Origin of the sequence: Caballeronia sp. LjRoot34 (genome assembly GCF_964253815.1) — a bacterium.
Taxonomy (GTDB): Bacteria; Pseudomonadota; Gammaproteobacteria; order Burkholderiales; family Burkholderiaceae; genus Caballeronia.
Window position 1 is genome coordinate 761,851 of sequence record NZ_CAXUSB020000003.1, and the last position, 12,482, is coordinate 774,332.

Consider the following 12,482-nt stretch of genomic DNA (forward strand, 5'->3'; position numbering starts at 1 on the left):
AACGCCACGAAAGCCGTTCGTAATTTGTATATCGGCGCGTCCGATCGTCCGCGATGCAGCACGATTGCCTGTCCGCTGTTAGGCCCACTCACGGGAAATAACGGCAGATCGAAAACTGCTTTCGACATACGAATACACATGCTCCGATTACCGCCGCGCTGCTGACAGTCTTCGTGCAACAAACGCGCGTCGCCGCGCTCGCTGCACTGTGCATCGAACAATGACATCGAGAGCTTGCGTGGATAAAACCGCTTACACGTTTGGCCCATTCCGACTGAGTCCCGCAGAAGGCTCGCTTGTCCGCGATGGGCAGCGGGTCTCCCTTGGGCAGCGTGCGTTCGAAGTGCTGGTGTTACTGGTTGAGCGCGCCGGTGAGGTCGTCAGCAATGCGGAGATCGTGACGCGCGTCTGGCCGACGACGATCGTCGATGAGAACAATCTCCGCGTCCACATCACGTCGCTGCGCAAGGCTCTCGACGAGAGCCAGAATCGGGGACGATACATCCTCAATGTGCCAGGCCGAGGATACCGCTTTGCAACGCAGGTCGAACGCCACAAGCCGGTACCCGATCAGCGCACCCTTCCTGCTGAATTACCTCTGCCACTGACGCGGCTGGTCGGGCGCGATCCCTTCGTCAACGAGATCAAGAAACTGGTCAGCGGGAATCGGTTCGTGACCATTGTGGGCGCGGGCGGTATCGGCAAGACCAGTGTGGCGCTCGCAGTCGCCAATGCACTCAAGGGCTGCTACAGGGACGGCTGTTTCTTCATCGACCTTGCCATGCTGAGTGATCCCGAACTGGTGTCGACCGTGGTCGCCGAAGCGTTGCGCGTACCGGTTGCGTCGGAGACCTCGCTCGCGGCGATCGTCAATCACCTTCAACACCGCCACGTCGCGCTGGTCTTCGACAACTGCGAGCACGTCATCGACCGGGCGGCGGAAGTGGTCGAGGCCGTGCTGCGAACCGCGCCCGACGTCCATGTTCTGGCCACCAGCCGGGAACCGCTGCGTGCGGAAGGCGAATCCGTCCGTCAGCTTTCGGCGCTCGAGGTGCCGCCCGAACTTGACACGCCGATGACCGCCGAAGCCCTGATCCGGTTTTCCGCCGCCGAACTCTTCGTGGAGCGGGCGGCGGCGGTCGTAAGCGATTTCACCCTCACCGATGCGCAGGCCCCGCTGCTCGCGGACCTGTGCCGCAAGCTCGAAGGTATTCCGCTCGCGATCGAGCTTGCAGCCGCGCGCATCGACACGTTCGGACTCGCCGGTCTCGTCGAGGAACTTAGCGACAGTTTGGCGCTCCTGACCAAGGGCCGCCGAACCGCGCAGCCGCGACACCGCACGTTACGCGCGACGCTCGACTGGAGTTTCGGATTGCTAAACGATGCCGAGAAAGCCGTATTCGGCCGGCTTGGCGTTTTCAAGGCGACATTCACGCGCGAATCGGTCGTAGCGGTCCTTCCAGATGACATATTCGATGCAGAAAGGGTCAAGGAATCGCTGAACAATCTCGTCGCAAAGTCGCTGGTCGTGCTGCAGTTTTCGAATGGCAGGGTATGTTTTCGCCTGCTCGACATGACGCGTGCGTACGCGCTGGAGAAACTGCATGACGACCCTGAGGCCAACCTCCTTCGTCAACGGCACGCGAGGCACTTTTATGAACGGGTGAGCGAGCCGGCATTCGAGCAAAGCATGAACGACGTGAACTGGCTGACCAGTTTCCGGCAGGTCGCCGCTGAGATCCGCATCGCGCTCGAATGGTGTTTTAGCGAAAGTGGCGACAGGAACCTGGGACTACTGCTGACCGCAGCGTCGTGGTTCGTTTGGGACAATCTGTCGCTGGTCGACGAATACATGTCGTATGGCCGACGAGCGCTCACCTTCATCGGTGCCCCGTCGAAACAGACGCTACGGGCCGAAGCCAAGATTCTCATTGCGATCGGCAAGGCGCTTTATAACACCCAGGGCAGCGCGCCGGAATTGCCCATACTCTATGCTCGCGTGGACGAAATCGCAGAACAGCTGGGTGACGTGGAAACGCGAACCATGGCCGCTCTTGGCACCTGGCGGTATCACCAGGGTCTCGGGCAACACGACGCGGCGCTGGTCGAAGCCGAGACGTACGCCAATCTGCATCCGGACACGCTGGGGCAAAGCATCTATATGACGATGCGAGGCATTACCCACGTTTATCAAGGCGATCTGCCGGCGTCGAGGGAATGGCTTTCGTCTGCATTGTCGGCTTCGGCCTCGGTGCCGGACAGCCAGCGAACACAGTTTCTGTATGTACCGCAGGTGATCCATCACGCAATGCTCGCACGGGTGTTCTGGCTGGAGGGCAATTCGACACGGGCGGTTGAATTGGCAGACGAAAGTGTATCGGTGGCGATAGCCAGCAAGCACACGCTGTCCATTTGCTTTGCCACGGCGATGGGGGCGTGTCCCGTTGCGCTATGGGCAGGTGAACTGGCAATGGCCAGCCGCAACCTTGTGCTTCTGGAGGAGCATTCCGCCGCGTTGGCCGTGTCGTTCTGGCATCGGTTTGCTGAGGCCTATCGACGCTTTCTGACCACCACGTTTGCCGCGCTCGCCATGCCCATCTCGCGCCGGCGCTGCGATGACACGCAATGGGGCTATCGGCATTTCGAGGAATACAGCGTGCTCGCGGAAGGATTCGCATCGCCGCAGTTGATTGAGCGCGCCTGGTCCACGAACCCGATCTGGTGTTCGGCGGAAATCCTGCGCCTCGAAGCCTGCAAGCTACTTCGCGAGCGCGACACGACCGCTGTCAGCAGCGTGATCGAGATGCTGGCCCGCTCACTTGCAATCGCGCGCAAACAAGGCGCACTCGCCTGGGAGTTGCGCAGCGCGACGACGCTTGGCGGGATACTGCGCGATCAACTCAGGTTCGACGAGGCGCGAGCTTCGCTTGAGTCTGTGCTCGAACGGTTTCCCGACAAGTCTGCAACGCCGGACTATCAGGCTGCGTTGCAGCTGCTCGACAACTGCGCGCCGTAGTTCGCGGGCCCGTGAGTCGACGCCATCCGAAGAGTGGCAGCGCAGGCGTCCAGACATGCGACGCCAGCCATCACGCTCAGTTCACCACAAGCGCCGACGGATGCTGCGCAAGCGGCGTGACGTGGACGGAAGTCATGAACCGGTAGAGCGGCAACGCGGTGAGCAACGTGTGCAGTTCATCGTGCGATTCGACATCGAACACACTGTAATTCGCGAACTCCCCGGTCACGCGCCACAGGTGTCGCCACTTGCCCTCTGTCTGCAATCGCTGCGAGAAAGTTTTTTCCGCCGCTTGCAAACGCTCAAGCTCGGCCGGGTTCGTGCCTGCGGGAATGACAACCTGCATATGGACGAGATATAACATGGACACCTCCAACAGCGAGCCCGCCAACAATCTGATGCTATGCCGAAGCGTTATGCACTCACTACAGGGGAGTGACCCGACATCAAGTGATACAGGACAATGCCGTACTCCGAAGCGGATTGCTGGTTCTGACCGGTCAGCAATTTACCGTCGATGACAACGCACGGCGCATCGGTGCCCGCCTCCTGATAGCGCGCTCCCGTTTCTTCGAGCACCTTCTGCGGATAACTCGGAATGAAACCCGCGCCGAAGAGACGCTCCAGTTCGCGATCGCCGGCAGCCGGATACCCCGTGACGCGCCGGCCGCGAATCAGTTCGGGAATATTGCCGAGTGCGATCGCTCCGTGACAGATCGCGGCGACGATCTTTTCACGCATCCAGAAATGCTCCAGCACTTTCGCGAGGTCCTTGTTCGGATAGAGGTCGAAGGTCGCGCCTTGTCCGCCGGCCACGTGAACGGCGTCGTACTGATCCAGTTCGACATCCTGCAGGGCGAGGGTCGTCGCAAGCCTCGCCATCAGCGAGGGATCGGACAGAAATCCCTTGCTGACCAGGTCGTGAGGTTCCGTCGTACCCTCCGCATAGGGATCGCTATAGGGAGACCAGCCGACCTTGCCACCCTTCGGACTGGCAAAATCCACCTCGACATCACGTTCGATGAGGTGCCAGTAAGGATGGGTGATTTCCGACAACCAGGCCCCGTTCTCGAAACTGGAAATAACAAAAAGGGCTTTCATGGCGTGCTCCTTGAATGATGATGTCGAGGGTATCCCGCTACGCAACGTGTCGCAATGATCGACTCCGGCGCAACAGGTCAATGACAGCTATAGATTTTATTAGTATGACTACTCTTTCGTGGTGGATATTGCTACCCGACCACGACTTCGCTCAGTTGAACCACCGGAACGAGATCAGTAAAATTGACGATGTCACCAAAGATCGCATTGCCATGAAGCGCCATGCCGCCCTGGAACACATCCACCGATTCACAGAAAACGTGGCACATCGCGACATAGGGCGCCGGCATTTCGGGTGTTCCGCCGGCGAGACCCTTGTCAATCGTGTAGTACGCGCAAGCTTCCGCCAGCTTGGCCTTGACCATCGGCATATGGCGGTCCCGGTAATACTCATGATCGAACCGGGCTGCGGCCATGTTCGGGTACATCACGCTAACCTTGATCATGACGCGCTCCTTCAGCGGGAATGGCAGGGACCCATTGGGCAGAAATGTGACGGACGCCACATCACAAGGTCACGATGAGCCAATTCTCGTGCAGCCGGAACACTAGCAGCAACTAAAGCGTTGCTAAAGGTTGCTAACGCCCTTCAATGCATGCCACCCGCCGCCGGCATGTGAATAATGAGCGCGCCATTTCATCAGGCTTGGTCCACGCCGTCCTCGTTCTGCGACGACAACTCGCGGCCAACCTTGATGACGACGTTAAGCGCATGCCGAAGCCGAACCGCCTCCGCTGCGCCAAAGCTGTCTTCGAAGCGCTGATGGACCTCTTCCCACAGCGGCATCGCTTTGGCCAGCATGCGCCGGCCAGCCGCGGTGAGGTCGACAACCCGTTCACGCCGGTCTTCGCCAATATCGAGCCGCACGAATTTATCGCGCTGGAGGGGCCGCAGATTTCGTCCCAAGGTAGAACGGTCCATAGCAAGCACGTTGGCAAACTGATTTTGCGTAATCGGACCAACGGCCGCGAGGCGCGCAAGAATGGAAAACTGGGTCATCTTCAAGCCTGTGGGACGGAGCGCTTCGTCGTACGCGGCGCTGAGTACTCGCGCCGCGCTGCGAAGGGTCGAGCAATTGCACTGCAAAGCTTTCATATCGATTTCCTGAGCACGATCGTTCGAGTATAGATAAATCCGTGCATATGCTCCATTCCTGTTATGTCGCGCCCGCAACCCTGCGTTAGCAGCAATTTATATCGATTTATTCGCGAATTCCGCTGGAGCGACCCATCATCAAGTTGTGGGCGAGGGTGCGAGCCGGACGCTCCTCGCGGGTTTTGAAGGTCGCGCTGCCGGAACAGGAGGCTGTCATGTCTTACGCGCCGATACTCACCGAATCGCAGCTTGAACGGGTTCGCGTCTTCACGAAACCGCGACAGGCCGCAGCCAGTGAAGTGCTTTATGACCCTGACGACGACACGCCGCCGGTGTACGTCGTGATCGACGGCAATATCCGGATCATCTCGTTCGCGGGTGGCATCGAGCAAACGGTGACGACCTACTCAGCAGGCCAGTTTTCCGGGGAATTGCTGATGATTGCCGGCAGGCGATCGATCTACCGATGCCAGGCCGTCACGTCATCGAGCCTGCTCGAACTGAGCGCAGAAAATCTGCGTACGTTGATCAGCAAGGATGCTGAGTTAAGCGACATATTCATGAAGGCGTTTCTCGCACGTCGTCTCAAGTTGTCCAGCGATGGTCATAGCAACGTGCTCATTCTGGGCTCACGTTATTCAGCGGGGACGCTCGCGCTTAGAGAATTCCTGACGCGAGACGGCCATCCTTTCGCCTACGTCGATCTCGACACCGATCGCACGGCTCAGGAAATGCTCGACCGCTTCGGCGTATGCAGCGACGATGTCCCTGTCGTGATCTGCAACAACGGAAAAGTGCTGAGAAATCCAACGCCACGCGAAGTCGCCGAAGCGCTGGGTTTCAACAGGAATATCGACGATTCCCAAGTGCGCGACATCGTGGTCGTAGGCGCCGGTCCCGCAGGACTAGCGGCCGCGGTGTATGCCGCATCAGAGGGGCTCGATGTGCTCGTGATCGAGCGTGCTGCGCCCGGTGGACAAGCTGGCTCCAGCTCGAGGATCGAAAACTACCTCGGTTTTCCAACCGGGCTGTCCGGTCAGGAACTGGCGACAAGCGCGATCGCCCAGTCGGAAAAATTCGGTGCAAAGATCATGGTGGCACGCAACGTCGCACGCCTGAACTGCAATGAACGCCCCTACCGGCTCTCACTCGATGACGGCCAACAGATCCTCACCCACGCCATCGTGCTTGCCACCGGCGCCACGTACAACCAGCCCGCGCTGCCAAACATCGATCGCTTTACGGGTCGCGGCATTTACTACAACGCCACCTTCATGGAAGCCCAACTGTGCAAGGACGAGCCCGTGGTCGTCATCGGCGGCGGCAATTCCGCCGGACAGGCCGCCGTGTTTCTCGCGCAGAACACTGCGGGCGTACAGATGCTGATCAGGTCGCATGGTCTGGCGGACACGATGTCGCGCTATCTGATCCAGCGCATTGAAGAAAATCCGCTCATTCACATGCACTTCAACAGCGAGCTCGCCGGCATGAGCGGCGACGACCACCTTGAAGAGGTGTCGTGGCTCGACAAGACGACGGGCGAAGTGACCACGCAGCCGGTCCGGCATGTCTTCGTCATGACAGGCGCTTCACCGAAAACCGGATGGCTTGCTGGCTGCCTGTCGCTCGACCGACAAGGGTTCGTGCTGACAGGCCGGGATCTGGAACATGCCACGCCGCCGCAGCCGTGGACGCTCACGCGACGTCCCTACATGCTCGAAACCAGTCTGCCAGGCGTGTTCGCCGTGGGCGACGCGCGGGCGGGAAACGTGAAACGCGTTGCATCGGCGGTGGGAGAAGGTTCCATCGTCGTGCACATGGTGCATCAGGTGCTGGCGGGAATTTAACCATGCCCGCTCGCATGAGCCGTTCATTGATCTCTCTTGTTTCGATAACACGCCTGAATCGCGAGGCCGGTAAACGCCCCGCGTTTCTGCGACCCAGGCAATTGCTCAACCCGCCGAGGAGGCTTGAATCATGAAAACCGCAAAGGAACTGCTGCAAGCGTATATCGATGGAAGCGCGCGCGAATCCGCTGCGCTCTTTGCCGAGAATGGCGCACTTGAGTTGCCCTATCTGTCCGATCTGGGGGTCGAGCCACGTTATGAAGGGCCAGCGAACATTGATGCATTCCTAACCTTTCTGCATGAACGGATGTACCCGGGTTTTCGCTTCGTTGATGTGCAGATTTATATCGACACGCCCGAGCAGGCTTTTGGCGAATACACGATTCATCACCAATCGGGCATTTCCGGTAAAACGGTCCACCAGCGCTTCTTTGGCCACTGCACCGCCGCGAACGGCAAGATCGTCCTGCTGCGCGAAGCACTCAACGTATTTGCCGCAGCGGACGCGATGTTCCCCGGCGGCCTGGCAGACGTTGTCGACAGGACGAGCGAACGATGAACCTCTCCTCTTCTCAAACGGATCATGTGATTCAGGCCGCGCAAGCACATGCAGGAAAGCTTGGCGTAGCCGCGTGCATTGCCGTACTCGACGTGGGCGGCCATCTCAAGGGCTTTGTGCGGATGGACCGCGCGTGGCTGGGAACAATCGATGTTGCAATCAAGAAGGCCAGAACGTCGATCCTGTTCGAAACCGATACCGAGCAGATCTGGGAGGTTTGCAAACCCGATGCTCAGGCGCATGGTCTTGAACTGACCAACGACGGTCTGGTCACCTTCGCGGGCGGCATGCCGCTGCTCGACGCACACGGTGAACTGTGCGGTGCAATTGGCGTATCGGGCGGCCAGGTGACCGAGGATCGGACAATCGCCAAGGCCGGTCAGTCGGCATGGCTCGAACAACTGTCGCTGCTTGCGGGCGAACGCGTGGATGGAGAACGGTCATGTTGAAGACGATACTGATAACCGGCGCGGGATCAGGTCTGGGCGAAGGCACAGCGCTTGGCCTCGGACAAAATGGCCACCGTGTCATCGCTGCGGCACATAGCTGGACACAGGTGACGCAATTGCGTGAAAAAGTCGCTGAATTGGGCCTCGATAATGTTCGCGTCGAAAAGCTCGATCTGCTCGACACATACGACGTCGCGAATGCGTTGACCTGGGACTTCGACGTTCTCCTAAACAACGCAGGTATCGGAGAAGGCGGTCCGATCGCGGAAATTCCGCTCGACCTGGTGCGCCGCAACTTCGAGATCAATGTATTCGCGCCTTTGCACCTGACCCAGCAAGTTGTGAAGCGCTGGATCGATGCTGGGAAAGCAGGAAAAGTCGTTTTCGTCTCGTCGATGGGCGGCCTCTTCAGCCCGCCGGGTTTTTCCGCCTACGCGGCAACCAAGCACGCAATCGAAGCGATGGCGGAGGCGATGCAGCAGGAAATGAAGCCTTTTGGCATTCAGGTTCAGACAATCAATCCAGGCGCGTTCCTGACCGGTTTTAACGAAGCGATGGCGGAGAACGCGTTCCGATGGCTGAACGACGACGTTCATTTCACAGGGCGCCAAGCGTTGCGTGACACCTATGCGGCCTTGATCGGCAACCCCGAGGGCCGTCTCGACCCGTCCGACATGATTGCGCGCATGGTCGAGATCGTGCCCGATAACCAGGGAAAATTTCGCAACGTCGTACCGCAGTTCGTGGAAGAGCTTCTCAGGAAACACCAGGCCGCGATGTGGGATAGACGCATCGAATAGCGGCGCTTGTCAGTACTCGGTCGACGGGTGCCAGTCAGATCCCGGAAACGGGCCGGTCGAACCCGACCGGCCTGCAGTCCGCGCAGGTTCAGGTCAGGAAACCCTTCGCCGTCCCATTGCATCGGTCACTACTGCATCATCGCGTGCTGAACCGCCGCCTTCTTCAAACGGCGGCTGATGGCGAAAACCCGCGCTGCCGGACACCACCGCGATGATGGCGCCGACCACCAGCGCCGCAAACGAATACCACGTCGCGCGGGCAATGCCACGCGCGGCCGTCTGCGCCGTTTGCATCGCGTCCTGCTGCGCATCGGCGCCGGCCGCCGCCGACGCTGCTCCCTCCACCGCTGCCTGCGCCTGCTGCCTGGCGGAATCGGCGAGCGATCCAGGCGGTTGATTACCCGCCGCCGCCCCGACGGTCGCAGTCGTCGCCGCGACGTTACCCGCCACGCTGACCGCCCCGCCAATAATCGATGTCATGCCATAGAGAAGCAGCAAGGTCATCACAGCCCACGCAAGCAAACCGTGAAGCCATCCGAGCACCGGCGCGCAACGCCCCGCAAAGTACGAACCGATAAACACGGCAAGAACGGTTGTAACAATCACCCACACGCCCGAGCCGAATCCAAAGACGCGCCCGGGATTTGGCTGCGACATGGGCGCGAGAAGAGACGCGCCTATCGCGGTCCCCAGCACGCTCATGATCAAATAAACGATCAACGACAGGATCACGCCGGCTATGACCGCGCCCCACGCGATACGGGGCAAGCCATCTTGAGTAGTCAGGAGTCGCATAGGTGTCCCCTCTGAACGGGAAGTCGATTGTTGAATGGATTGCCGACGACATTGCGCCGGGCAACCGCTCTCTGCAATCGCCGTTCCCACACTTCAGGGTCGGCTCAAGCTGGCATCTTCGTTGCAAGGTGTTAAACACGAACCACGAACGCGCGATCTCGTTCGGTTCATCTGCTTGCAAAGCAGCAACATCCGCTTAATACCGAGGGAATCGTGCACATCCTGTTTATTGACGACCATAAGGATTCAGCCGACGCGTTTGGCGCGATAGCGTCCGGCCTGGGGCACAAGGTTCAAGTTGCGTACGATGGCCACACCGCGATGGAGTTGATCCAGGCGCAGAGTTTCGATGTCGTTTTCTTCGACATCGAATTACCCGATGCCGATGGCCGGGAGCTATGCCGGCGCGTACGCAACGAAGGTGCGTCCCGCGACGCGTGTGTAATCGCGGTCACCGGCAGGACCGATCTTGGGGACAAGGACCTTGAACCGTTCGACGGTTATCTGCACAAGCCGATCAGCGCGGGCGCTTTGGAGCATGCGCTGAAATTCTCCGAAGGCTGAATCAGCGCATGGCGTTTTTTCGACCCTCGGCGTTCGTCGCAACGGCGATTGCATCGAGATTCTGCGGATACGGGAAGTTCAATCCGAGCAACTGCCGCATCGTCGGGCTAGCGTTCTTGACGAACGTTTCGCCGACCATCGCGCGCAAATCTTCCATCGGCTTGACGAATTTCGGCAGGTATTGAATCAGCACCGCGCTGCGATCCTGCGTGCTGTGGTTTGGCATCGCGCAATGCCAGGTCGCACCGAAGAAAACAATCGCGTCGCCGGGCTCCGCTTCCATGCGCTCGCAGCGCTCGAAGAAGGCATCGCCCTCGCCGGGATAACGCAATTCATGCTGCGTGTGCGGCACAAAAGCCGTCGCACCGGTTTGCGCCGTGAACGGATCGAGCGGAATGGTCACTTGCGCGTTGAGCGGAAAACTCGTGTTGATGCCAACGGGAAATGTCGTTGGCGCATGAAAATCCCAGTACGGGTAATCGATATGTGGCTCCTGTCCGGGACCGTCCGGCAAGATCCGGTTCGCTGCGATCGACCCCATGATGAAGTCGTCACCGAGAAAGAGCCGCATGGCCGCGACAATAGCCGGCTGCTCGGCCATCTCCGAAAACACGTCGCCTTTGGCAAGCAGATTCCACACGCGCCGCTGTAAATGCAACCGCTGATCTTCGGCCGCCTGTCCCTGGAAATGCGTGACCGTCTGGGCGCGGTCCTGCGAATGCGCCATCACCACGCGGCGCGCTTCTGCCACCTGCGCTGCGCTGAACACACCACGAATACGCACCGCGCCCGGTCCCCGCAGCAGCGCTTCAACTACTCCTTCAGGCGTCACCGCGCCGGCTTCCATGCTGTCCACAGCAGTCTCCCTGGACGAGTTCACGCAGCACTCCGGCTGCTAATGCACACAAGCATAGAAGACCGCTTTCACCAATGCAACGAAAATTTCACACGTTAATTCGGTGGAATTTAATTTCTATTTTAGAAAACCATAGCCGATGCGGCCCGCAGACGTACTTGATGGAAATCCATCATTTTTTTGAGTGAGCAGCAAGCGGTGGTCATCTATCGTTGTCTCAACAAGAAGGCCGTCCGGCGGTTGGACCTGACGGGAAGTGCTCAGACATCGCTTAAACATTGCTTGAAACATCGCTTGAAACATTAATAAGCAGGAGACAACCCATGTCCTCGACTCCCGGCGTCAGCGGCGGCGATGCGGCCAAGCCCGGCCTCACCGACCCAAAGCTCGATGAGCGTATCGGCCAGCAGTGGTACCAGCCGCGCATTCCCCGCGCCGTTCTGAAAGAGTTGATGAAACGCAGCGACGCCCAAGGCCTCCGCAACTTCGTGCCATGGCTGTTGCTGCTGGTCGCGTCGGGTTGGGTGGCGGCGTTCTGTTGGGGAACGTGGTGGGCGGTGCCGGCCTTCCTGGTCTACGGCACGATCTATTCATCCAGCGACGCCCGTTGGCACGAACTCGCCCATGGCACGCCGTTCAAGACCCGCTGGCTCAACGACGCTTTCTATCACTTGTCTTCGTTCATGACGATCCGCGAAGGCTACTGGTGGCGCTGGAGTCACGCGCGGCATCACACGCACACGTACTTCCAGGAGCGTGATCCGGAAATCCAGGTCGCACGGCCGACGCAGGTCCTGCCGATCATCGTCGATTTCTTCGGACTGCTGGGTAGTTCGCTAGAGATCCGAAAGATCATCCGGCATGCGCTCGGCCACGTGGATGCCACCACCGACGCATTCCTCCCCGCCACCGAAAAGCCGAAGATGATCTGGTCATGCCGCATCTATCTGCTTGTGGTCATCGGCACGATCGGACTTGCCATCGCACTCCGTAGTTTCCTGCCGCTGATGTTCGTGTGGACGCCCCGTTTTTACGGCGGCTGGCTGCATCAGTTGCTCGGCCTGACGCAGCATGCGGGCCTCGCGGTCAACGTGAAGGACCATCGGTTGAATACACGCACGGTGTACATCAATCCGGTCTTCCGCTTTCTGTACCTGAACATGAACTACCACCTCGAACATCATCTCTTGCCGATGGTGCCGTTCCACGCGCTGCCGCGTTTGCATGAAGTCATCAAGGATCAGCTTCCGCCCGCTTATCCGAGCCTTTACGCGGTGTATCGCGAGATGGTGCCCGCGTTATGGAAACAGCGCTCCGAGCCAGACCATGTGATTGAACGCAAGGTGCCGGTTGAAAGCGGTCCGCACGGAACATTTGCGACCCAGTCGGGCATCTGAAC

Annotated in this window: 13 protein-coding genes; 7 read left to right on the top strand and 6 right to left on the bottom strand. The window is 59.4% G+C overall.

Features of this window, described 5'->3' with window-relative positions:
* Positions 1-238 precede the first annotated feature (238 nt).
* Positions 239-3,016: an ATP-binding protein gene (locus tag ACSQ36_RS34425; protein WP_436185518.1), complete on the top strand. Its 2,778-nt coding sequence runs from the start codon at positions 239-241 to the stop codon at positions 3,014-3,016.
* Positions 3,017-3,092: 76 nt separating this feature from the next.
* Here ACSQ36_RS34425 and ACSQ36_RS34430 read toward each other — a convergent pair whose 3' ends face one another.
* The 4 genes from ACSQ36_RS34430 to ACSQ36_RS34445 all read right to left on the bottom strand — a co-directional run bounded on the left by ACSQ36_RS34430 (position 3,093) and on the right by ACSQ36_RS34445 (position 5,213).
* Entirely contained in the window at positions 3,093-3,380 is a 288-nt protein-coding gene (locus ACSQ36_RS34430; protein WP_213765241.1) for a muconolactone Delta-isomerase family protein, read from the bottom strand.
* Positions 3,381-3,430: 50 nt separating this feature from the next.
* Positions 3,431-4,117, bottom strand: coding sequence for a type 1 glutamine amidotransferase domain-containing protein (locus ACSQ36_RS34435; RefSeq protein WP_436185519.1), 687 nt, complete (start codon positions 4,115-4,117; stop codon positions 3,431-3,433).
* A 131-nt stretch (positions 4,118-4,248) separates the two neighbouring features.
* Positions 4,249-4,563: an EthD family reductase gene (locus ACSQ36_RS34440; protein ID WP_436185520.1), complete on the bottom strand. Its 315-nt coding sequence runs from the start codon at positions 4,561-4,563 to the stop codon at positions 4,249-4,251.
* 194 nt (positions 4,564-4,757) lie between these two features.
* Positions 4,758-5,213, bottom strand: coding sequence for a MarR family winged helix-turn-helix transcriptional regulator (locus tag ACSQ36_RS34445; protein ID WP_436185521.1), 456 nt, complete (start codon positions 5,211-5,213; stop codon positions 4,758-4,760).
* Between the two features lie 215 nt (positions 5,214-5,428).
* Between ACSQ36_RS34445 and ACSQ36_RS34450 the strand changes: the two genes are divergently transcribed.
* From ACSQ36_RS34450 to ACSQ36_RS34465, 4 genes are all read left to right on the top strand, one after another.
* The gene (locus ACSQ36_RS34450) at positions 5,429-7,060 is read left to right on the top strand and encodes an FAD-dependent oxidoreductase (protein WP_436185522.1); all 1,632 of its coding nucleotides are present in this window, start codon (positions 5,429-5,431) and stop codon (positions 7,058-7,060) included.
* A 130-nt stretch (positions 7,061-7,190) separates the two neighbouring features.
* The gene (locus ACSQ36_RS34455) at positions 7,191-7,619 is read left to right on the top strand and encodes a nuclear transport factor 2 family protein (protein ID WP_436185523.1); all 429 of its coding nucleotides are present in this window, start codon (positions 7,191-7,193) and stop codon (positions 7,617-7,619) included.
* The gene (locus ACSQ36_RS34460; protein WP_436185524.1) at positions 7,616-8,068 is read left to right on the top strand and encodes a GlcG/HbpS family heme-binding protein; all 453 of its coding nucleotides are present in this window, start codon (positions 7,616-7,618) and stop codon (positions 8,066-8,068) included. Before ACSQ36_RS34455 ends, ACSQ36_RS34460 begins: the two co-directional genes overlap by 4 nt.
* Positions 8,062-8,868 carry an SDR family oxidoreductase gene (locus ACSQ36_RS34465; RefSeq protein ID WP_436185525.1) on the top strand — a complete coding sequence of 269 codons (807 nt, stop codon included), beginning with the start codon at positions 8,062-8,064 and terminating at the stop codon, positions 8,866-8,868. Before ACSQ36_RS34460 ends, ACSQ36_RS34465 begins: the two co-directional genes overlap by 7 nt.
* Positions 8,869-8,961: 93 nt before the next feature.
* On the opposite strand, the gene ACSQ36_RS34470 is transcribed toward ACSQ36_RS34465, so the two are convergent.
* On the bottom strand, positions 8,962-9,663 hold the full coding sequence (locus ACSQ36_RS34470) for a YrzE family protein (protein WP_213765248.1): 702 nt from the start codon (positions 9,661-9,663) through the stop codon (positions 8,962-8,964).
* A 213-nt stretch (positions 9,664-9,876) separates the two neighbouring features.
* Between ACSQ36_RS34470 and ACSQ36_RS34475 the strand changes: the two genes are divergently transcribed.
* Positions 9,877-10,227 (top strand): response regulator, encoded by a 351-nt coding sequence (locus ACSQ36_RS34475; RefSeq protein ID WP_213765249.1) that lies wholly within the window; start codon positions 9,877-9,879, stop codon positions 10,225-10,227.
* Between the two features lies 1 nt (position 10,228).
* Here the strand turns inward: ACSQ36_RS34475 and ACSQ36_RS34480 are convergent, their stop codons facing one another.
* Positions 10,229-11,107: a phytanoyl-CoA dioxygenase family protein gene (locus ACSQ36_RS34480; protein WP_436185526.1), complete on the bottom strand. Its 879-nt coding sequence runs from the start codon at positions 11,105-11,107 to the stop codon at positions 10,229-10,231.
* Between the two features lie 299 nt (positions 11,108-11,406).
* Between ACSQ36_RS34480 and ACSQ36_RS34485 the strand changes: the two genes are divergently transcribed.
* A complete protein-coding gene (locus tag ACSQ36_RS34485; RefSeq protein ID WP_436185527.1) occupies positions 11,407-12,480 on the top strand; it encodes a fatty acid desaturase family protein in 1,074 nt (357 codons plus the stop codon).
* Positions 12,481-12,482 lie beyond the last annotated feature (2 nt).

Coding starts and splice junctions, on each gene's coding strand:
- ACSQ36_RS34430 (WP_213765241.1), bottom strand. CDS start 3,380: ATGTTATATCTCGTCCATATGCAGGTTGTCATTCCCGCAGGCACGAAC.
- ACSQ36_RS34435 (WP_436185519.1), bottom strand. CDS start 4,117: ATGAAAGCCCTTTTTGTTATTTCCAGTTTCGAGAACGGGGCCTGGTTG.
- ACSQ36_RS34440 (WP_436185520.1), bottom strand. CDS start 4,563: ATGATCAAGGTTAGCGTGATGTACCCGAACATGGCCGCAGCCCGGTTC.
- ACSQ36_RS34445 (WP_436185521.1), bottom strand. CDS start 5,213: ATGAAAGCTTTGCAGTGCAATTGCTCGACCCTTCGCAGCGCGGCGCGA.
- ACSQ36_RS34450 (WP_436185522.1), top strand. CDS start 5,429: ATGTCTTACGCGCCGATACTCACCGAATCGCAGCTTGAACGGGTTCGC.
- ACSQ36_RS34455 (WP_436185523.1), top strand. CDS start 7,191: ATGAAAACCGCAAAGGAACTGCTGCAAGCGTATATCGATGGAAGCGCG.
- ACSQ36_RS34460 (WP_436185524.1), top strand. CDS start 7,616: ATGAACCTCTCCTCTTCTCAAACGGATCATGTGATTCAGGCCGCGCAA.
- ACSQ36_RS34465 (WP_436185525.1), top strand. CDS start 8,062: ATGTTGAAGACGATACTGATAACCGGCGCGGGATCAGGTCTGGGCGAA.
- ACSQ36_RS34470 (WP_213765248.1), bottom strand. CDS start 9,663: ATGCGACTCCTGACTACTCAAGATGGCTTGCCCCGTATCGCGTGGGGC.
- ACSQ36_RS34485 (WP_436185527.1), top strand. CDS start 11,407: ATGTCCTCGACTCCCGGCGTCAGCGGCGGCGATGCGGCCAAGCCCGGC.